A 23,354-nucleotide genomic window follows, 5' to 3' on the forward strand; every position below is an offset into this window, starting at 1 on the left:
TTTATTTTTATTTTATCCACTCTTTGGCATCGTCTTTTTCTTCGGTCTTATAAAATTTTATATGAGCTTCTGAAAAAGGAAGCAATACCTCGGTAAATTGCTCCTGCCATTTAACGCTACCCACCAAAGCAACACGCTTTAAATGCTTTTCATTCGGAAGGTCTAATTCAATTCCCTTCCAATGTGCCTCTGCTGTCCAACCTTCAAAATTTTCCATCTCGATGTACCAGAAAACTTCCGGATGGGCAGTTATATGTTCTGTTAAGACTGGTATCAAGTTTTCATAATCCTTGGCATCCAGCTTTTTCTCTGCCACCATATATACAGTAGCTTCTTTTTTATAGATTGACATCATTACTCACTATTTATAAATGATAATTAAATTTAAAAACCAAACGTTTAATCCTAATTGCCACTGCATTTTTCGCAAATGCCCTTTACCACCAAGTTGATATCCTCGGTAATATAACCATCAGGTAAGTTGATGTGAGGGATTTTATGCTCTGTTAAACAGACCGTTTCATTACAATTGTTGCAATGAAAGTGCAAATGAAGGTCGTTGCCGACCTCGCATTCACAATTTTCTTCGCAAAGGGCGTATTTTATAACTCCCGTACCATCCTCGATTTGATGCACAATACCTTTTTCTTCAAACGCTTTCATAGTCCTAAATAGGGTACTTCTTTCACTGACCTTAAAATCCTTTTCCAAGTCGCCAAGGCTGATGGCCACATTCAACTCTGCCAACCGCTTATATGTCATAAGGCGCATAGCTGTAGGTCGTATTCCTTTGCTTTCTAAAAATTGAACTATTTTTTCCATTTGTTTAAAAAGAGATTTACAGGTCGTGCCGTTTTAAGGAATCTCCTGTTTTAATCTGAAAGGCATCTTCAATATTTGCTATATAAATAATACCATCTCCAGGCCCGTCGGTTTTGGCGTTGGCTATAATTGTTTCAATGGCCGCTTGGGCTTCCTCATTTTGACAGACCAATTCCAATTTTACCACAGGACTATCTGTTACGTGAAAATCTAGCGACGGTCTTGCACCTTTTGCCTTGAATGCGCCCGTGCCTTCTGCTTGTGAAAGGGTCATACTTTCAAATCCATTGTCAGAAAGTGCTTCAATGACTCTTTGGATTCGGTTTGGTTTTATAAATGCTTTTATTTCTTTCATCTGTTGATATTTATTTGTTTTTTAATGGTCATATGTAATTCCCCAATCAACATTGTGGTTGGTATCCACATTGTTATAGCTCATTTCATATTTTTAAATTTTTAATCGATTTTGAACCGAGCCTGTTTTTTAATTTTTAACTAACTAATTAAGACGATAAACAAACTCGGAATCAAAATCTTTGATTGTTATTGAATTAATGTCCGTGTTCCAGTTCGCCCTTGACCATTTCCGAAGACAGGTTATAAGCTCCGTTTATCACGACTTTGGCATCCTTTGAAACTTCGGCAGGCAGGTTGACTTCAACAAAGCCTAAATCAGTAATACCAACCGTTACGGGTATCATTTTAAATTTCATTTTGTCCGCTTCCATTTCTTCATCTTCATCCAAAATAAAAATAAAGGATTGCTCGCCTTCTTTTATAATGGCAGCTTCCGGTACGGCAAAACCCTTTTTCTCGCCTTGCACTATTCGCCCTTCCACATACATACCCGGCAATAGGTTTTTATCCTTGTTTTCAATATCTGCCAGAACTTCCAAAGCTTTTGGGTCTGTATTGAAGGTTTTACCAACAGACCGAACGGTTGCTTTAAGCAGTTCATCTGGACGAGAGGCCGTGGAAAAATATATCTGTTGCCCTTGCTTGATTTGCTTTATGTCCTTCTCATATACTTTGAAGTTGACATAAATTTTTGAGTTGTCGCTTATCGAGAACATTTTGGATTGTTGTGCCACGTAATCGCCAAGGCTAATCATTACTTCATCCACATACCCACTTATAGGCGAGGTAATGGGAACAGCGGAATATATCTGTCCTTCCGCCACTTTGTCCGGGTTAATGCTCAACAGTCTCAATTGGGACCGCAAACCATTGACGCTGGATGTTGTAGAACGAAATTTTGACTGTGCCATTTGAAATTCCTTGCCAGAAGAAACACCTTTATCATAAAGAGTCTGCTTGCGCTCAAAATCCTGTTTCAAAAAGACCAATTCATCATTTTTTTCCTGATAATCTTGTTGCATTGCAATGATATCAGGGTGTTCTATATATGCCAACACCTGTCCTTTGCTTACGTTATCTCCGGGTATTACTTTTATGGAACTCACATTTCCACCAACAAAAGGACTTATGTTCGCCTTGTCCTGTGGGAAAAGTTCCAGCGTTCCTGTTACCTTAATGTTGTTCCCTAAATTGCGTTCCTCCAAAAGTTTCATTTCCAAACCTATGGTTTCGGCCTGTTGCTTTGTGAGTTCCACAACGCCTTCTTCCTCGCTGTGACCTTCTTCTTCTCCTTCACTGTGGCCTTCCTCGCCGTGTGCATCTTCTCCAGCTTCATTGGTTTTTGATACGCCTTCGGCTTCGTTATGCCCAAGTTCAGATTTTGGGGCATCATTACAACTCATAAACATAAGTGTAAATAATACGGTACTTACTAATAGTATATTCTTCATTTCTCTTTTTTTAAGGTTATAAATTGCCCAATTGATATTGCATATCAATGGTCTGCTGGTTAAACTGATTGATGTATTGTAAATGGTTTTGTTTAATGCGGATGGCACTATTGAGAATCGTGATGTAATTGACGTAATCTATTTCGCCTTCTTTAGATGCCAATTGTGCGGTGGTAATTTGTTCTTCTGCCAAGAGTAGTGCGCCTTCTTCGTAATATTGCAAAATCTTCTTTGTTTTTTCAAGGGATTTGGTCAATTGCGACACACGACTTTCCGTGACCGCCTTTTGTTCCAAATATTGATTCTCTGCTACCATTGCGTCTGCCTTGGCTGCCTTGACCCTCGACTTCTGGGGAAAAAACCATAACGGAATGCTAATACCTGCCTGATAGGTGTTGAAGCCTGACACTTCATCCACAACCTGTCTGCCATACGATAAGCTGAATTTCGGTAGGAATTGTGATTTCTCAACGCCCACGTTTGCTTTACTTACTTCGGCATTTTGCAAGGCATATTGCAACATTGGGTTATTCGCTACCGAAGTGGAATCTAATGTCGCCATAAAATCCAATGTTTTGTATGGTTCACTAATCGTTTCAATGGATTCATCCGTTCCCAAATATTGTTTTAAGGCACGTTTGGCTATTTCAATATCATCAAAGGCTTGTTGCCTTAATACTTGAATCTGTTGAAATTCGGAAGAGGCTGAAATAAATTCCAATTTGCCTGTTTCTCCCGTATCATACCGAAGTTGGGCAGCGGTCTTAAAATTGGCATAAATACTGTCCAGTTGGTCTGCAAAGCGCAACTGCGCCTTATAATAATTTATTTGGTCATACGCTTGCATCACATTACGCACCAATTGTTGTTCACTGGCCACATAAAACTTTTCTCCCAAGGCAATACGCTCCTTATAAAACTTCGATTTTGAAAATCCGGATAGCAAATCAATATTGCCCTGTTGCACACCAACGGTTGTTTGTACTCCAGGAAGATTATTACCATATTCTTCTTTGCCTGTGAAAACTTGGGTGCTACCAAGGTCAAAACTCGTTCCCTTTAGTGCTTTTTCCCGTTCAATAAAAGCTTGGCTCTCTTTAAGGGATGGATAATTCTGTTTTGCCAGAGCAATGGCCTCATCAATGGTCAATGTCTTTGGAATTGTACCATCTTGATTAATGTCTTGGGCAAACGCAGTTCCAGAAGCCATCAAACCTCCAACCATCAATAATACAGTTACAATGTTCGTTGATTTGTTGACATAACTTACATCTCCATCGTTATTGTTTCGTTTCTTTCTCGATTCGAGCCAATAATACAATACAGGAAGGACCACAAGCGTTAAAAATGTTGCGGTTATCAAACCGCCAATAACCACTGTTGCCAAAGGCCGTTGCACTTCCGCACCGCCAGAGGTAGAAATCGCCATCGGGATAAAGCCCATAATGGCCGCTGTTGCCGTCAGCAGAATTGGTCGTAAACGTTCGTGCGTTGCTTCGTATATTCGTTTTTTTAAGTCTGTCATTCCACTTTCTTTTAGTTCATTGAATTTGTTTATCAGTACCAACCCGTTTAAAACCGCAACTCCAAAGAGCACAATAAAACCTACTCCGGCAGAAATACTAAAAGGCATTCCCCTTATCCAAAGGGCAAACACGCCACCAATAGCCGCCAAGGGCACTGCCATATAAATCATTAGGGATTGTGAGAACGAACTCAATGCAAAATAGAGCAATATGAATATTAGGAAAAGTGCAATAGGCACTACAATCATCAATCGGTCTGAAGCACGTTGAAGGTTTTCAAACGAACCTCCGTAGGTTACAAAATAACCTGGCGGTAGTTTCACGTCCGTTTCCAATTTTTGCTGTATTTCCTCGACCATCGATTTCACATCGCGCCCACGAACATTTACACCAACCGAAATACGACGAGAGGTATTGTCCCTTGAAATCTGCATTGGCCCGGGTTTGTAGCTGATATCTGCCACTTCCTTTAAAGGCACTTGCGCTCCGTTTGGCAAATCGATATAAAGATTTTTAAGGCTGTTGATGTCCTGTCTAAATTCCTTTGCCAAACGAATGACCACATCGAATCGTTTTTCGCCCTCAAAAATCACACTTGCCTGTTCGCCTGCAAATGATGCACTTACATAATCGTTCAACTTGTCAACGGTTACACCATATTGGGCCATTTTTGCACGGTTATATTCCACCGTCATTTGAGGTAAACCGCTTGTAGCTTCCACATTGAGGTCAGCCGCTCCGGGAACGGTTCTGATGACCGCTGCGATTTCCTGTACCTTGTCGGCTAACACTTCTAAATCCTCGCCGTACAATTTAATTGCCACGTCCTCACGAACACCGGTAAGCAATTCATTAAAACGAAGTTCTACGGGTTGGGTAAATACGAAATTTACGCCGGGAACGACTGAAATTTTTTCCTGTATTTTTTCTATGAGTTCTTCTTTGCTATCTGCGGAAGTCCATTTACTCTTATCTTTTTCAAGAATAATGTAACTATCGGCAATGTCCATAGGCATTGGGTCTGTTGGTATTTCGGCCACACCAATCCTTGAAACTACCGTTTTTACTTCTGGAAATTCATTAATTAGATTTTGAAGTTTTTTTGAAGCTTCAATGGACTCTGTTAGACTGCTCCCCGGTTTTATCAACGCTTGAAACGCAATATCGCCCTCATCAAATTTTGGAATAAATTCGCCACCCATATTGCTGAAAATAAATCCCGCAATCAATAGCAGGGCAACAGCGCCCATAACGACTCCAGCCCTAAAGCGAAGTGCAAAATTGAGCAATGGTACATAACCTCTGTTTAAACCGGACATTATTCTATCACTAAACCTATCAATCTTGTTTTCAAATTTGGCAAACCAACTATTCTGATTTTTAGCAGGTTTTAGGAACATTGCAGAAATCATTGGAACATACGTAAGACAAAGGATAATCGCTCCTAAAACTGCAAATCCAAAGGTAAATGCCATTGGACGGAACATTTTTCCTTCTACACCCGTTAAAAAGAGAATTGGTGTAAAGACGATAAGGATAATAAGCTGTCCGAAAAATGCCGAATTCATCATCGTACTTGCCGATTCATAGGCTATTTCATCCATTTCAGACTGGTCTATGGCGGTTGTGGTTTTTTTCATCCGTTGATGAATGTGGAATACCATTCCTTCTACAATGATTACAGCACCATCCACGATGATTCCAAAATCGATTGCACCCAAGGACATTAAGTTTGCCCATACACCAAATTGTTTCATCAAGATAAATGCAAAGAGTAATGATAAAGGGATTACCGAAGCGGTAATCAAGCCACCACGGAAACTTCCCAAAAGCAAGACAAGCACAAAAATCACAATCAATGAACCTTCAATAAGGTTTTTTTCAACGGTGCTTGTGGTTCTTCCAATGAGTTCACTTCGGCTTAAAAATGTATCTATGTAAACGCCTTCGGGTAGGGATTTTTGTATTTCTACAATGCGCTTCTCCACATTTTCGACTACGTTGCCTGGGCTTTCGCCTTTCAGCATTAAAATTTGTCCACCAACAGTTTCGTGTCCATCTTGGGTAAACGCACCATAACGTACCTGATTACCAAAGCCTACTTTTTCGGCGACATCCCGGATTAAAACAGGACTTCCATTTTGAGTCGTCACAACTGTGTTTTCCAAATCCTCGATACTTCGTGCCAATCCTTCGCCACGGATAAAATTGGCTTGGTGGTTTTTTTCAATGTAAGCACCACCAGTATTGGCATTGTTGACTTTCAAGGCTTCAAAGACCTGATTCATTGTAATACCGAAACTTTTCAGCTTATTAGGATTTATTGCAACTTCATACTGTTTTACATAACCTCCAAAAGCATTGACCTCGACCACTCCGGGGACTAATGCCATTTGACGTTTTACAATCCAATCTTGGATGGTACGAAGCTCCATTGCATCGTACTTATCTTCGTAGCCCTCTTTTAATTTTAAGGTGTATTGGTAGATTTCGCCAAGCCCTGTAGTTATTGGTGCCATAAATGGCGTGCCGAAGCCTTCGGGGATTTCTCCAGCAACTTCGGTTAATTTCTCTTGTACCAATTGCCGGGGAAGATATGTGCCTGCCTCGTCCTTAAATACAATGGTAACCACGGACAGCCCAAAACGGGATACTGAACGCAGCTCGATAACATCAGGAAGGTTTGCCATTGCCAATTCTACCGGATAGGTAACAAATTGCTCAATATCTTCAGTACCTAAATTTGGGGCAACTGTAATAACCTGTACTTGGTTGTTGGTAATATCGGGTACAGAACCCAGATTTATAGTGGCCATAGACCAAATGCCCGTACCTACAAGTGCCACTATAAAGAGCCCAATAATAAACTTGTTATTAATGGAAAATGAAATGATTTTGTTAATCATAGAAAAAGTATTAATTCAGTTTAAACCTCGCAATGCAATTAGATGCAATGCGTTTATAATGGGATGCTTACTTTGAAAAGCATCACGTAAGGATATAGCTATCCTTAAAAAACTGAATTATACTTTAGGGGGTTGGAAAAGCGATTCCAGATATCTGGAAGTGAAGTTTACTTTATGTAAGGTAAACTGTTTTTTCCCTTCAAACTTTAGTTGATTGGTTAAAGCCGAATTGTTGTTCGCAATAATTAATACTAGAGGGTGACAACATTGATGATGGGAATGGACTGGTGTATTCTCCTTATCTGGGTTATTATGATGCCCTTCATTTTTTGCATCATTGTCAATGTAATCTTCAACTACATATTCAAGGAAAGAGTCTCCATAAACTTTATGGTCTTGATAATGGGTAATAATGCTTGAAATTTCTTTAATTGGCCCACAAAAATCCATATCAATGCTAATTCCTTGAAAAAAGGATAGAAACGACATTGATATGGAAAAGAATATTTTCATAAAGTTTCACAAAGATACAAATTAATCGATGCACAGGTTGTGCAAAGATAGGTCTATTCAATTTCATCAGTTACACTCCCACAATCGAGCATTTCTTTTCCAAAATACGGATTGCGAATTTCCCTTTCTTTGCTCAACCAATAAGCTCCTACATTATTGTTTGCCATTGGGCAGAAATTCACATACACTTTTTCGTTGATGCCAAAAGTTTTTAATGTGTTAATGAAATGTGCCGAAAGATGGACAAAATGTCCCCGTTGTTTTTTGATGTCAGAAGTGTTGGCCATTGCGTTTGTGGATGCTTTTAATTCCTTTTCAAGGGTCATCCAATGGTTGTGCGCATCGCCCTTTAATAACTTCATATCCATTTTTTCCAAACTTTTCTGCAACCCATTTGCAGATTTTTTCGCTTTTTCTGCATCATCATTTACAAGTGCTTGGTCAATTAAAACATAGTTTTCAAAAACAGTGTTGAGCTGTTCCTTGAATTTTTTGGAAACTTCCAGTCTTTTGTTCATTGAGGAATGGTCTTTTGATGTACTGTCATTTGTATTTTCCATACCCAAATGCCCTTCGTGGCCTGTCATTGTCTTGCCACCACTGGCATTCATCATACTTTTTTTGCCCTGTAACTGTGCAGCTGCATCCACTGTAAATGTACCATTGGTCACTACTTCTTCGCCGTTGTTCAATCCTTCATCAATGGTGTAAACATTTCCGTTTTTTGTTCCCAAGGTTACTTCTCGCATTTCGAAAACGGGTTCGTTGGGATTGGTCTTTACGTACACCAATGAACGTTCGCCTGTCCACATAACCGCTGTGGCTGGAACTGTTATCTGTGATTGGTTGGCATTGCCTTTTGACATCTGCACTTTCGCAGTAACGAACATTCCGGGTTTCAACAAATCTTCTTTGTTGTTCAATGTGGCACGAACCGCAACTGTTCTTGATTTTGTGTTTAAGGTTGGGTCTATAAACGATACCGTTGCCTCAAATTCTTTATTAAGGTAGGCATTGGTGGCCACTTTTATTTTTTGACCTTCCTTGAGTTGTGAAATTTGGTTTTCATAGGCATCGAACATTGCCCATACCGTTCCCAAATCGCTTACTTTTACGATGGGTTGTCCTTGCTTTACGTAGTCACCTTCCTCTGCCATTTTTTGCGAAACCGTGCCCGAAACTGTGGCGTAAATGGGAAAATTTTCCCGCACTTTCCCAGAGCTTTCAATTTGGTTGATTTGGCTTTCAGAGAGTTTCCATAGTTTCAACTTATTCCTAACAGCATTGTAAAGTGCAGGTTGGGATTCCTTCATTGAGGCTGCCGTCAATAATTCTTGTTGTGCAGCAACAAGTGTGGGTGCATAAATAGTTGCCAACAATTGCCCTTTGCGAACTTCTTCTCCCGTGAAATTGACATTCAGCTTTTCAATACGGCCTTCAAAATAACTTGCCTGTACTGCGTTGGCTTCTTCGTTTGCCATAATCTTTCCTGAAAGTTGCATTGTATTGTCATCTGTTCCGGAAACATTCCCAACGATTGTTGTTTGGATATTTGCCAATGCCATTGCGTTTTCGGACATTTTTATTTCGTTCATTGCCAATCCGTCTGCGCCTGTTTCCGCAGGAATCAAATCCATACCACAAATAGGGCAATCGCCTGGTTCGGGTTGCATAATCTGTGGATGCATTGAGCAGGTCCACATTTGTTTTTGGGTCGCTGAATTCTCGCTCATATCGGAAACGTTTTTGGTGTTTTCGAGACTATCAGTAGAACTGCCGAAAAACACGTAGCCCAAGATTAAGCCCAATACCAATATGGCGATATAGATGATATATTTTTTCATAATTAACTTGTTTAAACCTACAAAGTGTCCGCTGCGGCGGAAACACCTTGCAGGATTGATTTTCAATATTATTTAGCTGCTTCCAAACGCTTTATCATTTCTTTCATTTCGCCGATTTCTTTTCGTTGTGCTTCGATAATATCATCAGCTAATTTTCGTACTTCCGGGTCTTTTATATCGGCTCTTTCACTTGTTAGAATAGCAATAGAATGGTGTGGAATCATTGCTTTCATCCAAAGTATGTCGCCAATGATTGGGCTTTGCGCCCTAACCAAACCAAGTGCACTAACAAAAAGCACCAAACTTCCCAATAAAATGGCGATGTTCTTTTTCTTATTCTGATACATTTTTCGCATAAAAAACCACATTATTACTGCCATTGCTGCGATGCCCAAACAACTCATATAAAACCGTGTTAAACTGAAATATACGTGGTCGATTGAATATGTATTGAGGTACATCGTGATGTACATTGCAATAAATGATGCGGCGAGCATCAAAATAAATTTTGTGTAATTGCCTTTTCCTGTGTGTTGATTTGAATGTTCCATTTTTTTTATTTTTTGTTGGTTAAATTTTTACATTTCTTAATCTTAATGAGTTCATAATTACTGAAACGGAACTAAAACTCATTGCCAAGGCTGCAATCATTGGGGATAATAACAATCCGAAAACGGGAAATAATACTCCCGCAGCTATTGGTATTCCCAGAACATTGTATGCCAAAGCAAAAAATAAATTTTGCTTAATATTTTTCATTACGTCATCACTTAAATTTCGAGCTTTTACAATACCGTGCAAATCGCCTTTTACCAAGGTTATCATTGCACTTTCTATGGCGACATCAGTTCCTGTTCCCATTGCGATACCCACATCACTTTTTGCCAAAGCTGGTGCATCATTGATGCCATCGCCAGCCATTGCCACAACTTTTCCGCTGTTCTGTAATTTTTCTACTTCCTGAAGTTTGTTTTCGGGCAACATTCCTGCTTTGAAATCGGCAAGGTTAAGTTCCTTTGCTACCGCTTGGGCGGTGTCGTGATTATCGCCTGTAAGCATAATCACTGCGATACCTTTATCTTGAAGTTCTCTAATTGCTTTAGCACTTGTGGCTTTTATTTTATCGCCAATTACAACATAGCCTGCAACTTTTGAATCGATGGATAAATAGGAAACTGTTTTCCCTTGCTTTTGAAAAGCTTGTGCTTCAGTTTCCATTTCTGAAGTCAATTTAGCCTTGGCATATTCCATCATTTTGGCGTTACCCAAATCCACTTTTTTTCCGTTGATAGTTCCTTCAACGCCCTTTCCTGTTACGGCACTAAAATTTTTAGTATCCAAAAAATCTGCTTTTTGCTCTTTACCATATTTAACGGTCGCTTCGGCAAGTGGATGCTCGCTTGATTTGTTTAGGGACACTATATATTGCAGAACCTCATTTTCAGAAAAATCAGTACCAAAAGCACCAACTTTTTCAACCGTTGGTTTTCCTTCGGTTATTGTACCTGTCTTATCAATAATAAGTGTGTCCACTTTATCCATTTTTTCCAAAGCCTCTGCATTTTTGATTAGCACACCATTTTGCGCGCCTTTGCCAACACCTACCATCACGGACATTGGCGTTGCCAATCCCAAGGCGCACGGACAGGCGATAATCAAGACTGCAATGGCGTTTACAAAGGCATATACATAAACGGGTTCTGGGCCAAAAATAGCCCATACAATAAATGTGATTACAGAAACAAGCACTACAATGGGAACGAAATAACCCGAAACAGTATCGGCCAACTTTTGAATTGGCGCACGACTGCGGCTCGCATTGTTGACCATTTGGATGATTTGCGACAGCAAGGTGTCTGAACCTACCTTTTCGGCTTTCATTAAAAAGGATTGATTGCCGTTGATTGTTCCGCTGCTTACTTTGTCATTCATACTTTTATTTACAGGAATGGGTTCTCCAGTAATCATCGATTCATCAACAGTAGTTTGGCCGTCGGTTATTATTCCATCGACGGGAATTTTATCGCCGGGTTTTACACGAAGTATATCGCCTTTTTGAATTGTATCAATCATTACTTCTTCCTCTTTGCCATCCTTTACAAGAATTGCTTTATTGGGTGCGAGCTTCAACAATTCCTTAACTGCGGAATTTGTTTTGCTGTGGGCACGCGCTTCCAATACTTGTCCCAATAAAACCAAAGTTAGGATTACTGTGGCAGCTTCAAAATAAACGTGCACAGCACCTGATTCTGTTTTAAACTGCTGTGGAAAAAAATCAGGGAAAAACATTCCAAATACACTGAAAAGCCACGCTGCACCTGCACCTATTCCGATAAGTGTGAACATATTAAGGTTCCAAGTTTTGATGCTACGGTAGGCACGTTCAAAAAACATCCAAGTAGCATAAAAAACAACGGGAATTGAAAGTGCAAACTGTACCCAATTCCAATATTTTTGTTCCATCAAAGTGTACAACGGATTGTTCGGAATCATCTCGCTCATTGCCATCAGGAAAATGGGCAAGGTAAAGGCAACCGCTATCCAAAACTTCTTTAATAGTTTTTTATATGTTTTTTCCTCTGCGGATAGGTCTGGTTGCATAGGCACCAAATCCATTCCGCAGATGGGACAGCTTCCAGCTTCATCGCGAACAATTTCTGGGTGCATTGGGCAAGTCCATTGGTGTGATGCTCCCGAAGAAATACTTTGTTCCTCAACCAAATCCATACCGCAAACTGGGCAATCGCCGGGTTTGTCGTAGGTCTTGTCGCCTTCACAGTGCATTGGGCAATAGAAAGTGCCAGTTCCTTTCCCTTTAGGCTTTTCTTTTACTTTTACCTCTGAATCGTGATGATGTTCGCCCATATTGTGGATGCTATAATTTCCACCATCCTTTTTTAAGGCTTCTTGAAATTTTTCTATGGGAATATGGGTTTTCATCTCAATAGCTGCGTTGGCTTTTTCCAAATCTACAGATGCATTCTGTACACCTTCAACTTTAGAAAGTGTGGCTTCTACGTGACTGCGACATCCGTTGCAGGTCATTCCGTGAATATGATATGTGTGTTTCATTTTATCTTAATTTTTTTCGCATTGCTTCAGAAATATTTTCGGCGTAAACTCCGTAAGCATCCACCAATAAACCTTTTATTCCGTTTTTGGAAGAAATGGCATATAGTACACTATTGTCATCTGTGCTACTCATTCCTTCAAAACGAAACATACCATCGACCTCAAAATCTTCTGGATTCAATTCCAGCTTTAATGTTGCACATTCCAAACAATGCGATTTTAGGTTAAAATCGTAAACGTAGCCATCAGCCTGTAATCCTGTGATTGCTTCTGAAAGCGTATCATAATTTTTCATTTTTTATGTTATTAATTCACAAAAAATTTAACAATCAATCCGCCAGCAAGCCAAACATAACACGTCAATGCAGCGTATTTTAAAATGTTTTCCAACAGTTGGCTTTTTGGTGCCATTTCCTTCATTTGTTTTACATCCTTTCTTTTGAAAAATCCGAGGTAAATCAAAAACCCAGAAAGTGCTAAAAAGGCAATGTTCAAATAGAATGTATAGTCCAACTTAAAGTATTCGCTATCCTGAATTTTTACCTGTGATGGGTCTGGCAGAATGCTCAACAAATCAAAAGAATAATGCAAAATCAAGGATGCTCCTATAAGTGCCGTAAAAAGCAAAAAGAGGATAAATAGTGACATTTTCCAGCCGTAATATTTTGCATTGATACGTAGGATTGGAAAGACGACCAAATCGCTAAAGATAAATGCCATTACACCTGCAAAACTTACGCCTTTCCCAAAAAGCAAAGCTGCCAACGGGATGTTACCCATTGAGCCAATAAAGGTCAAAAATGCTGCGATAGGTCCAACGATTATATGTTCGAGGATTTCAAAAAAAGTGAAATCTGTATTGCCGTTACCGCTATTGATGAACAAGGTTTGAAAGAAGGAATCTGGCACAAACGCTGCCACAATTCCGGCAATTGTAAAACCTACCGTTACGTCCTTCCACACCATTTTCCATTCCATACCGTATTGTTTGGAAACCTTTGCCCAGCCTTTTTCAGATTGGATTTTCTTTTTCCACGATTTGGAATCGTCCATTTCATCATCATCCTTGTCCTTTAAATTCTTTCTTGCTTTTTCTATGAGTTTTTTTGGATTTATCAACCGTATCAATAGCCAAGAAAACAGTATCAACAAAATGCCACCAACGTATTCGCCAACCACAAACTGCCATCCGAGGAAAATTGAAATGATAATTCCGAGTTCGATGACCAAATTTGTTGACGCCAAAAGAAAGGCAATGGAAGATACAAAGCTTGCTCCTTTTTTAAATAGGGATTTTGTGGATGCCAGTGCAGCAAAACTGCACGAACTGCTTATAAAGCCAAAAAATGTACCGAGCAAAACACCCTTGCCTTCATTTTCTCCCATTGTTTCCTGCATCTTTTTTTCGATTACAAAAACCTGAATCATACTACTAATAATGTAACCAAGTGCAAATGCCCAAAGTGCCATCCAAAAAAAGCCTGTGGTGGTAAATGCAGCTTCTGCCCATTGTTTGAGAAAATTGTCCATATCGTTATATTTATTTGTGCCTGACTTGGGAAGGGTTTTAACTAACCAATCAATGAAAAAAAAATCATTCCCTTCCCACATCAGGACTTTATTGTAAACTGTCTTTTATTTGCTTCATATAGTTTATAACCAATTCTTTTTCAGATGTTGATAAAATGGCATCCCTGTGAATCAAAGTGTAAGAATACAAAGGCATTTCTCCGCTTTCTATCTGTTTGATAATTGAACGAAGTTTACTTGATTTTCTTCGGCTTGAAAGCGAGTCCCATTCGTTAAAATTAAGTTCGGCCTTGCCTTCTTTAATGTGGTCTTCCAAAAACCAAGCAACAGGTTGAATTTTATTGTACCAAGGATAATCTGTATTGTTACTGTGGCAATCATAACAGGATTCTTGCAATATCATACTGACATTTTTTGGTGGTTTGTTGACCATCACAAAATCTGATTTTGGTATGACATCACTTTGGTTACGCTCTGTGGTCACAAACTGTATGCCCACAAAGACCACCAATAAAACCAATGCTATGATTTTTACAATTTTCATTTAGTTGATTTCCTTTTGCACTTTTCCGCAAGCCATCATTTTGCTTCCATAATAGGGGTTTCTGATTTCTTTTTCCATACTTAACCACGCACTGCCTTTATCATACATTGGACAAAATTGTTGGTACAACGTATTTTCTGTTCCAGTAATGGCAACCATATCGGTTATATCCTTGCTCAATGTTTTGAAATGTTCGCGCTGGTGGTCCATTTCGCTTTTGCCTATGTGTTCTGCGTGTTCCTTTGCATCTGCAATAATGTCTTTCAATTCTTTCTGTTCTTCGGAAGTATAGCTGCTCATATTAAAACCGTTCAAAGTGCTTTCCAATTTCGTTCCGGCTTTTGCGGCATCTTCTTTATTGGTTGCCACCAATGCATTTTTAAGTGCCATATAATCTGTCAATACTTGTTTTGCATCAGAAGTCTGTGCATTAGAATCCATCATACCATCGGACGCACTCATTTTATCGTGGTCCATTGCCGAATCATCGTGATGTGCGTCTTCATTCATTTCCGAATGCATTGCATCTTGCGAATCTTCTTTTTTACTGTCCTTACAGGACATTGCTGTTAGGCTTACAAAAGCCATTAGCATAATTACTGTTGTTACTCGTACTTTTTTCATTTTGATTTACATTTAAGATTAATATTTGTGTTTAACTTATTTTTAAAATCTCACAGAAAGCCCACCACCTGCACCAAAACGGTTGTCGTAGCTTGCCATCAATGAGAAGTTTCTTGATAAAAAATATTCGATTCCTGCGTTCCAAGTGACTTCCTTGCTGAAATTATCTCCCATTGGAAGGTCATCTACCCACCCGAAATCTGCTTGGTACTCGTACATCCCGAAAATTGCCGTTCTTGGGAAAATCATGATTTCACGGCTCAAACTTATTTGCGGCCGTAATTTGCTATCCATTCGCACATCGAGATTGAATAAATATGGGGTTAAGAATCGTACACCCGCAATGGCTGTGGTAGAAATTTCATCTAAACTATCTTCCATTTCATTTTCAATGTTCACACCACCAAAAACCCTTAAATAATCGTGCAGGTAGCGTTCGTAGGTTACTTCGGCTTCCAGATTTTGGTTCCATCCGTATTCTGCCATCACATTAAATTGATTTCGAATATTCGAAGCCACAAAATTAAATTCCGTCATATGCGAAGCGGCATCAACCATTGACCAAGCGTAAAATTTGTCGCCCTCATTAATTAACTTTGAAACGGGATAATTTGCCATTCTTGGGTCGCGTGGGGTATCGTAACTATAAATTCGGGCCATTCCGCTCATCATATGGTAAAGTATATGGCAGTGAAAGAACCAATCTCCAGATTCATCCCCTTCGTTACCGCTGAATTCTATGGTTACTTCTTTCATTGGTGGAACATTCACGGTGTGTTTTAAAGGCGAATACTCCCCATTCTTATTGATAACCCTAAAGAAATGTCCGTGAAGGTGCATTGGATGGTGCATCATCGTGAGATTATTGAGGGTAATTCTTGTAATTTCTCCTTTTTTGATTTTTATTTTGTCTGCCTCATTTAATGGGACACCATTCATACTCCAAATATAACGTTGCATATTTCCGGTAAGATTGAGCAATATTTCCTTTACTGGAAGACTCTTATCATAACTTGTTTTCTCTGGCGATTTCAAATAATCGTAATTGTATTCCGCATTCATATCCATTCCATCCATTTGCATATCGTCCATTTTCATTCCTTCCATTTTTGAATGGTTCATTTTCATATCATCATTCTTCATATTCATTTCATCCATAGTTGCAGTTGAATCCTTCTTCATTTCCATCTTTGAATGGTCCATTTTAGAGTGGGCCATTTTTTTGTTCATCATTGAATCCTTTGGCATATTCATCTTTTCATTGTTCATCTTCATTCCATTCATCCCATCCATTCCTGCCCGTCCAGCAGGCGGGTTCATTCCGTCCATCTGCATACCATATTCTTCCTTCATTTCAAATCGTTCATCTTTTTTGGGTTGAAATTTTAGGGCGTGTGCACCCATTTTCATATCCATTTTTGCCATTTGCTGCATCATCTTTATTTTATCTGGCCGTGGTACAATTTCAGCAGGAAGGATTTCTCCGTTACCAATGTAAGCCATCGCAGTTCCCGAACCATCCTGTGCCATTGCCCTAAACTCAATTTTACCGCTATCAGGAATTGTCACTATAAAATCATACGTTTCGGCGGTGGCAATGAAGGTTTTATTATGCTCTACTGGCACAACATCTTTTCCATCGGCAGAAACCAAGGTTGGTATTCCACCTCCAAATGTCATCCAAAATTGTGTGGAAGATGAGCCGTTAATTACACGTAGCCGGACTTTTTCGCCCGCCTTAAATTCTGGATATTCAGGCTTTTGCTTCCCGTTGACCAGAAATGCCGGATAATAGACATCCGCTATATCGGCACCTTCCATCCGTTGTCGCCAAAAATCGAGCTGTGCGCCAAATGCACCACGTCCAATCACTTGATTGAGCGGCGTAGATGTTCCTTTTTTTATGCCATACCATTCATTACCTCGTTTTAGGTTACGCATTACATTTACTGGTTTCTCGTTCGTCCAATCGGATAACATCAAGACCAAATCCTTATCGTAATCCAAAGTTTTCTCTTTGGGGTTTATCAATAATGAACCGAAAACTCCACTTTGCTCCTGTAGCATCGTATGGGAATGATACCAATAGGTTCCGGATTGCTTGATGGGGAATTCATATTTGAAAGTGGTTCCTGGCTTAATGGGTGGCGTGGATAAATAAGGAACGCCATCTTGAATATTGGGCAATAAGATTCCGTGCCAATGGACGGAAGTCTCAACGCTCATTTCATTTTTTACGTAAATGACGGCATATTCGCCTTCGATAAATTCCAGAGTTGGTCCTGGAATCGTTCCGTTTACGGTCATTCCCTTAACCTCTTTACCAGCCTTATTGACCATTTCTTCCTTGATGGTCAATGTGTATTCGTGAACTGGCAAATTATCTGTATTTCCTTCATTTTGTGTGAATGCCGTATTGACGTAAAAGAATACGAGCATAAAAGCATAACATATTTTCTTCATTGGATTATTCATTTTTTTCAAAATTAATATTGATATTCAGTAGCTTGTGTCATAATCTTGGTTCATAGTTATATAATTCGGTCTAACGATGTGCGGTCATTTATTTGTTGTGATTTATAAATGGTAAGGCTCATTCCTGTTTCGGTTTTAAATTGCCTGCTTAAATGGTTTATGTTGCTATATTTAAGAATCTGGCCAATTTCAGTGAAATTGAATTCTTGGTTTTGAATGAGCTCTTTTACTTTTTCGATTTTCAATTTGATAAAATATTTTTCTATTGTAATACCTTCCTTTATTGAGAACAATTTGCTCGTTTTGGAATATTCCCTGTTTAGTTTTTCTTCGAGATACGTGGAAAGTTTCCTGTTTATATCCAACGGTAAATTTTTCAATAGCTTAATCAACTCAATTTTTACTTGTTCCACCAATTGTTTTTCGGGGCTTTCTATCAAGGAAAATCCGTTTTTCTCTAAAATCGAAACCAAGGTTTCTCGATATTTGGCATCTTTGATATTCAGTTTTATTCTTCCCAATTCAATTTCGAGCAAATCGATATTCTTATCTTTTAATTCGTCCGTCACTACTTTGATACACCTATCACAGACCATATTTTTTATGTAAAAAGTTTTTTCCATCGTTAATTGATTAGATAATTGATTAATGCCGATTGTACATAATAACTCTTGACCGATTCTATTTGGCTCATCTGGAATTTTAATTGCAGTTCCTGAATGTCCAGCACATCATTAAAATCAATCGTTCCCGTTTCGTAATTTTTTATCAGGATTTCCTCTGCATCCTCGGCCTGTTCAAGATTTTTCTGTTGGGTGTTGAATTTGATTCTTGCTTGGTTTCGTTGTGAAATAGCTTTTGCCAATTCTGATTCCAAAATATTCAAGCGTTCGTCTTTTTGGGATTTGATTTCCTGTTGACGCAAATCGTTCTGTTTGGTAATGGACTTATAGCGGTTGTTGAAAATGGGAATTGTAATTGAAATCATCGGCATTATAATATCCTTTCCATTGTCAGAAAAATTCATTTCCGGGCGTTCCGAAACGGGAATGTAATCCAACCCAAAGCCAAACATTGGCTGGGCTTCTCGAAGATTGAGCAGTTCAGATTGCGTAACCGATTCGTATAGTCTGTCATATTTCAACAATTCAGGGTTTAGTGAAAGTGCATCATAAGAAAACTGAATATCTTCAATGGGCATTTCCAATGTGTCAACCACTACAATGTCATTATCAAAATCACGATTCAATAAACTGTTCACAGCAGCTTGGAAACCCTTTGATTGTTGTGTCAACACCTCTTTTTCCTGTTGCAGTTCATTCTGTCTAATCTGCAACCGAAGCACATCCACAGCCGATGCTTTACCAACTTCCACGGAAGTGAGGGCAAGGCGTTCGTAGGTTTTCAACAACTCAATGTTTTGGTCAAGTACAAGCTGTTTTGTGTTGATTTCATATAGTTGATAATAGAATTGGGATACTGAAAGTGCAAGTTTACGTTTGGCAATGGTAACTTCCACATAGTCCGCTTCCGCCATTGAACTTGCATAATTTTCCCTTGCCGTGATGGTACCAAACCAAGGTAACATCTGTTTTAATGAGAATCGTGCTCGTTGTGCTCCTGTTCGTGTTTCGGGCTCACTTACAAAATATCCTGCGCTGATTTCTGTGTTGGGAATCCAGTTGGCTTCATTGACCTTTTCAGAAGAAATATCATATCGCAATTGAAATTTCTGGATTTCCGGACTGTTGGAAATGGCTTCGTCAATATAGGTCTGTAAATCCTGACCATAGCTGTTGACACTTAAGATGTAAATCCCAACAAACACGATATATTTTATAACTGATTTCTTATTTTTCATTGCTCAATAGTTATGGTTTGTGATTCTTGCTTTAACCTTCTTTTTGCAAGTCGTTCTTTTCGCCAACTGTAAAGCACAGGAACGAGGAAATAAGATGTGGTATCGAGTAGCATTCCGCCAAAGATTGGAATGGACATTGGTATCATAATATCACTTCCTTTTCCAGTGGATGTCAATACTGGCAATAATGCCAAAATAGTCGTAACCGTAGTCATCAAACAAGGGCGGATTCTTTTGGATGCAGCTTCTAAAGTTGATTTGCGGATTTCATTTTTATCCGTTGGGTCGTTTTTATCGAATGTTTGTGTGAGATAGGTTGCCATTACAACGCCATCGTCCGTTGCAATACCAAAGAGTGCAATAAAACCCACCCAAACTGCAACGCTCAAATTGACCGTCCGCATATTGAATAGGTCTCGCAGGTTTTCGCCAAAGAAATTGAAATTCAAGAACCAATCTTGGCCATACAGCCAAATCATTACAAAACCACCTGCAAAGGCAACGGCAATTCCCGTAAATACCATAAACGTTGTGGACACAGAACGGAACTGGAAGTATAGAATCAGGAAAATAACCAACAAGGCCAAAGGCACGATAATAGACAGTGTTTTTTCGGCACGTAATTGATTCTCATAGGTTCCCGTGAATTTATAACTGATGCCTTTTGGAACGATTAATTCGCCACTGTCAATTTTTTGTTGAATGAGTGCCTGTGCGTTTTCCACCACATTCACTTCTGCAAAACCGTCAAGTTTATCGAACAATACATAGCCTACCAAAAAGGTGTCCTCGCTTTTTATCACTTGCGGACCTTGTTCGTAACGGATGGTTGCCAGCTCGCTCAATGGTACAGGACTGCCTTTTTCAACTGGAACATAAATATTCTGTAAATCGGATGGGTCGCCCCGCAATTCCCTTGGATAGCGTACCCGAACGCCATAACGTTCCCTACCTTCAACGGTTTGGGTCAACACCATTCCGCCCACGGCCACTTTCAGTACATTTTGAACTTCCTCAATGGTCACGCCATAACGTGCCAATTTTTCCCTATTGATATCAATAAGCAAATAAGGTTTTCCCACAATTCGGTCAGCAAAAACGGCTTCCTGTTTTACGCCTTCCGCTTGTTTTAGAATGGTTTCCAATTCTACGCCAAACGCCTCAATCTGTTTTAAATCCTGACCTTTGACCTTGATGCCCATTGGTGCGCGCATTCCGGTTTGTAACATAACCAAACGGGTTTCAATGGGCTGCAATTTTGGGGCAGAGGTAACGCCAGGCAATTTGGTAACCTTTACGATTTCGTTCCAAATATCGTCGGGCGAATTGACTTCGGGTCGCCAGTTCCTAAAAAATTCGCCATCATCATTGGGAATTAATTTTTCGGAAGGAACATCCACGGTTTCTACAACTTTTTTACCATCTTCACGGTAGTTCTCGATGGTGCTTGAACTTATTTCTGTACTTGGATTAGCGATATACGTGCTATCCTTCCGAATAAAAAATCCATTGTCATCAACTTGAAAGCGTTGCCGTTTTCCATCGCTGTTCAACATATATTCAGATTTATACTGAATGACATTTTCATACATTGAAAGTGGCGCTGGGTCCAAGGCAGATTCCGTTCTACCTGATTTTCCGACTACAGTTTCTATTTCGGGAATACTTGCCACGGCCATATCCAGCTGTTGCAACACTCTTTTGTTTTCCTCAATACCAGCGTGTGGCATTGAAGTGGGCATCAAGAGGAATGAGCCTTCATTCAACGAAGGCATAAATTCCTTGCCGGTATTTTTATAGATGATGAAACCTGAAATTAGCAAGGCTGTGGGAATGGTCAAAAACAGAAGTTTATTTGCCAATGCCCATTTTAATATTTGGGTGTAATAGTTTTTGAAAAGAGAAAAACTTGCCAATAAGCCAAAACAGATTATGCCCACAAAAATAAGGTTCCAGATAACGCTTTTATCAACACCTAATGGTCGCCAATATTCTGCTAATAGAAAGACAATGGCAGCTGCGGAAAGATAAATATTGAATTTGTTTGACCTTTCTTTTGAAAGTTTTTCCTTAAGTACCGCCAAAGCCACAAAACCAAAGCCAATAAGGATAAGACCAATCCAATGGCCAAAAATGACTGCAATAAAACCAGCTAAAATCAACAAACTGCTGATACCATAATTTGTGGATTTTCGGATATTTCTGTTTTTAAAGAAAAATGCCGCAAACGGTGGAATTAAGAAAAGAGCTATAATTATGGATGCCGTCAATGCGAAGGTTTTTGTAAACGCCAAGGGTCTGAACAATTTGCCTTCTGCACCTATCATTGTAAATACAGGTATAAAGCTGATGATGGTGGTCATTACTGCGGTAACAATTGCCCCCGAAACTTCCGCAGTGGCATTGTACACTACGGTATTTATTGGTGTTTTTTTATCGTCTTCGTCCAAATGCCTGATGATGTTCTCGGCAAGTATGATACCCACATCTACCATAGTACCAATGGCAATTGCAATTCCCGAAAGTGCCACGATGTTGGCATCCACACCAAAAAATTTCATTGCAATAAAGACCATCAGCACCGCAACTGGCAATAACCCAGATATAAGTATGGATGCCCGAAGATTAAATACCATTACGATAATGACCAAAATGGTAATAAGGATTTCCAAGGTTAACGCCTCGTTGAGCGTTCCCAAGGTTTCTTGTATCAGTTCTGTTCGGTCATAAAAAGGGACGATTGTCAATTGCGAAGTCCTGCCATCACTCAACACTTTGGAAGGTAGCCCTTTGCTCAACTCGGCAATTTTTTCCTTCACATTATTTATGACCTCTAATGGATTTGCGCCATATCGGGCGACCACAACTGCGCCCACTACTTCCGCACCTTCCTTGTCCAAAATTCCCCTGCGTGTGGCTGGGCCCAAAGACACTTTTCCTATGTCCTTTAATCTAATGGATGTATAATTTTCGGAAGTAACTACGGCATTTTCAATATCTTCAATGGACTTTACGTAACCCAAGCCACGCACGAGATATTCCGCTTGGTTGATTTCCAAAGTCTGTGCACCAATATCCTTATTACTTTCCTTAACCGCCTTTACAACTTGATTGAGACCTATGTTGTACTGGCGCATCAATTCTGGATTTACATCTATTTGATATTCCTTTACATAACCACCGATCGATGCCACCTCGGAAACGCCACTCGCAGAAGCAAGGGCATATTTCACGTAATAATCCTGAATGCTTCGTAGTTCTTGCAAATCCCATCCGCCCGTGACGTTGCCGTCCTTATCGCGACCTTCAAGCGTGTACCAAAATATTTGACCCAATCCCGTAGCATCGGGACCCAAAGCTGGGTTAACACCTTCAGGTAAAAGACCACTTGGCAAGGAATTGAGTTTTTCCAGAATCCGACTTCGGCTCCAGTAAAATTCAATATCCTCATCAAAAATGATGTAAATGCTCGAAAAGCCAAACATTGAAGAACTGCGGATAGTTTTAACTCCTGGAATACCTAATAAGGTCGTAGTTAGCGGATATGTTATTTGGTCCTCAATATCCTGTGGCGACCTACCGTCCCATTTGGTAAAAACGATTTGTTGGTTCTCGCCAATATCGGGAATGGCATCAACTGCCACGGGGTCCGTCGGTAAAAATCCAGTGTCCCATTTAAAAGGTGCGTACACCGTTCCAAAACCCACAAATACGACGAGCAATATAACGGCAACGAGTTTGTTCTCTATAAGAAATTTGATGCTTTTATTTAGCATAAACTATGATAATTAAACAGTTATGAAAATGATTGTTTAGCTTGAATTCAAGA

At 39.6% G+C, this 23,354-nt stretch carries 17 protein-coding genes; all 17 read right to left on the reverse strand.

The genetic code is table 11. From position 1 onward, the window contains the following. Positions 1–7: 7 nt before the first annotated feature. Positions 8–355 carry an STAS/SEC14 domain-containing protein gene (locus GQ46_RS15350; RefSeq protein ID WP_028281653.1) on the reverse strand — a complete coding sequence of 116 codons (348 nt, stop codon included), beginning with the start codon at positions 353–355 and terminating at the stop codon, positions 8–10. A 50-nt stretch (positions 356–405) separates the two neighbouring features. Further along, complete coding sequence (locus tag GQ46_RS15355) at positions 406–822, reverse strand: Fur family transcriptional regulator (protein ID WP_026775391.1); 417 nt, start codon at positions 820–822, stop codon at positions 406–408. Between the two features lie 16 nt (positions 823–838). Next, on the reverse strand, positions 839–1,177 hold the full coding sequence (locus tag GQ46_RS15360; protein WP_026775392.1) for a P-II family nitrogen regulator: 339 nt from the start codon (positions 1,175–1,177) through the stop codon (positions 839–841). Between the two features lie 196 nt (positions 1,178–1,373). Further along, positions 1,374–2,630 (reverse strand): efflux RND transporter periplasmic adaptor subunit, encoded by a 1,257-nt coding sequence (locus GQ46_RS15365; RefSeq protein WP_026775393.1) that lies wholly within the window; start codon positions 2,628–2,630, stop codon positions 1,374–1,376. A gap of 16 nt (positions 2,631–2,646) precedes the next feature. Further along, positions 2,647–7,062: a CusA/CzcA family heavy metal efflux RND transporter gene (locus tag GQ46_RS15370; RefSeq protein ID WP_044403656.1), complete on the reverse strand. Its 4,416-nt coding sequence runs from the start codon at positions 7,060–7,062 to the stop codon at positions 2,647–2,649. Positions 7,063–7,179: 117 nt separating this feature from the next. Beyond that, on the reverse strand, positions 7,180–7,551 hold the full coding sequence (locus GQ46_RS15375; protein WP_044403657.1) for a hypothetical protein: 372 nt from the start codon (positions 7,549–7,551) through the stop codon (positions 7,180–7,182). A 77-nt stretch (positions 7,552–7,628) separates the two neighbouring features. Beyond that, a complete protein-coding gene (locus tag GQ46_RS15380; protein ID WP_044403658.1) occupies positions 7,629–9,419 on the reverse strand; it encodes an efflux RND transporter periplasmic adaptor subunit in 1,791 nt (596 codons plus the stop codon). A 68-nt stretch (positions 9,420–9,487) separates the two neighbouring features. Next, positions 9,488–9,970: a DUF305 domain-containing protein gene (locus GQ46_RS15385; protein WP_044403659.1), complete on the reverse strand. Its 483-nt coding sequence runs from the start codon at positions 9,968–9,970 to the stop codon at positions 9,488–9,490. A 19-nt stretch (positions 9,971–9,989) separates the two neighbouring features. After that, the gene (locus GQ46_RS15390) at positions 9,990–12,491 is read right to left on the reverse strand and encodes a heavy metal translocating P-type ATPase (protein WP_044403660.1); all 2,502 of its coding nucleotides are present in this window, start codon (positions 12,489–12,491) and stop codon (positions 9,990–9,992) included. A gap of 1 nt (position 12,492) precedes the next feature. Continuing rightward, positions 12,493–12,786, reverse strand: coding sequence for a hypothetical protein (locus GQ46_RS15395; protein ID WP_044403661.1), 294 nt, complete (start codon positions 12,784–12,786; stop codon positions 12,493–12,495). A gap of 11 nt (positions 12,787–12,797) precedes the next feature. Beyond that, positions 12,798–14,021, reverse strand: a complete 1,224-nt coding sequence (locus tag GQ46_RS15400; protein ID WP_044405199.1) for a permease — start codon at positions 14,019–14,021, stop codon at positions 12,798–12,800. Positions 14,022–14,109: 88 nt separating this feature from the next. Beyond that, a complete protein-coding gene (locus GQ46_RS15405) occupies positions 14,110–14,565 on the reverse strand; it encodes a heme-binding domain-containing protein (protein WP_044403662.1) in 456 nt (151 codons plus the stop codon). Beyond that, positions 14,566–15,189: a DUF3347 domain-containing protein gene (locus tag GQ46_RS15410; protein ID WP_044403663.1), complete on the reverse strand. Its 624-nt coding sequence runs from the start codon at positions 15,187–15,189 to the stop codon at positions 14,566–14,568. A gap of 42 nt (positions 15,190–15,231) precedes the next feature. Then, positions 15,232–17,652: a multicopper oxidase domain-containing protein gene (locus tag GQ46_RS15415; protein ID WP_044405202.1), complete on the reverse strand. Its 2,421-nt coding sequence runs from the start codon at positions 17,650–17,652 to the stop codon at positions 15,232–15,234. 68 nt (positions 17,653–17,720) lie between these two features. Then, on the reverse strand, positions 17,721–18,287 hold the full coding sequence (locus tag GQ46_RS15420) for an AraC family transcriptional regulator (protein WP_044403664.1): 567 nt from the start codon (positions 18,285–18,287) through the stop codon (positions 17,721–17,723). Between the two features lie 2 nt (positions 18,288–18,289). After that, a complete protein-coding gene (locus tag GQ46_RS15425; RefSeq protein ID WP_044403665.1) occupies positions 18,290–19,525 on the reverse strand; it encodes a TolC family protein in 1,236 nt (411 codons plus the stop codon). Beyond that, positions 19,522–23,301, reverse strand: a complete 3,780-nt coding sequence (locus tag GQ46_RS15430) for an efflux RND transporter permease subunit (RefSeq protein WP_044403667.1) — start codon at positions 23,299–23,301, stop codon at positions 19,522–19,524. Before GQ46_RS15430 ends, GQ46_RS15425 begins: the two co-directional genes overlap by 4 nt. Between the last annotated feature and the right edge of the window lie 53 nt (positions 23,302–23,354).

This window comes from Lacinutrix sp. Hel_I_90 (assembly GCF_000934685.1).
Classification (GTDB): domain Bacteria; phylum Bacteroidota; class Bacteroidia; order Flavobacteriales; family Flavobacteriaceae; genus Lacinutrix.

Bases quoted from the DNA above. Each gene is read 5' to 3' on its own strand.
- GQ46_RS15370 (WP_044403656.1), bottom strand. From the start codon at position 7,062: ATGATTAACAAAATCATTTCATTTTCCATTAATAACAAGTTTATTATT.
- GQ46_RS15415 (WP_044405202.1), bottom strand. From the start codon at position 17,652: ATGAAGAAAATATGTTATGCTTTTATGCTCGTATTCTTTTACGTCAAT.
- GQ46_RS15355 (WP_026775391.1), bottom strand. From the start codon at position 822: ATGGAAAAAATAGTTCAATTTTTAGAAAGCAAAGGAATACGACCTACA.
- GQ46_RS15400 (WP_044405199.1), bottom strand. From the start codon at position 14,021: ATGGACAATTTTCTCAAACAATGGGCAGAAGCTGCATTTACCACCACA.
- GQ46_RS15405 (WP_044403662.1), bottom strand. From the start codon at position 14,565: ATGAAAATTGTAAAAATCATAGCATTGGTTTTATTGGTGGTCTTTGTG.
- GQ46_RS15410 (WP_044403663.1), bottom strand. From the start codon at position 15,189: ATGAAAAAAGTACGAGTAACAACAGTAATTATGCTAATGGCTTTTGTA.
- GQ46_RS15360 (WP_026775392.1), bottom strand. From the start codon at position 1,177: ATGAAAGAAATAAAAGCATTTATAAAACCAAACCGAATCCAAAGAGTC.
- GQ46_RS15365 (WP_026775393.1), bottom strand. From the start codon at position 2,630: ATGAAGAATATACTATTAGTAAGTACCGTATTATTTACACTTATGTTT.
- GQ46_RS15350 (WP_028281653.1), bottom strand. From the start codon at position 355: ATGATGTCAATCTATAAAAAAGAAGCTACTGTATATATGGTGGCAGAG.
- GQ46_RS15430 (WP_044403667.1), bottom strand. From the start codon at position 23,301: ATGCTAAATAAAAGCATCAAATTTCTTATAGAGAACAAACTCGTTGCC.
- GQ46_RS15375 (WP_044403657.1), bottom strand. From the start codon at position 7,551: ATGTCGTTTCTATCCTTTTTTCAAGGAATTAGCATTGATATGGATTTT.
- GQ46_RS15395 (WP_044403661.1), bottom strand. From the start codon at position 12,786: ATGAAAAATTATGATACGCTTTCAGAAGCAATCACAGGATTACAGGCT.
- GQ46_RS15390 (WP_044403660.1), bottom strand. From the start codon at position 12,491: ATGAAACACACATATCATATTCACGGAATGACCTGCAACGGATGTCGC.
- GQ46_RS15425 (WP_044403665.1), bottom strand. From the start codon at position 19,525: ATGAAAAATAAGAAATCAGTTATAAAATATATCGTGTTTGTTGGGATT.
- GQ46_RS15385 (WP_044403659.1), bottom strand. From the start codon at position 9,970: ATGGAACATTCAAATCAACACACAGGAAAAGGCAATTACACAAAATTT.
- GQ46_RS15420 (WP_044403664.1), bottom strand. From the start codon at position 18,287: ATGGAAAAAACTTTTTACATAAAAAATATGGTCTGTGATAGGTGTATC.
- GQ46_RS15380 (WP_044403658.1), bottom strand. From the start codon at position 9,419: ATGAAAAAATATATCATCTATATCGCCATATTGGTATTGGGCTTAATC.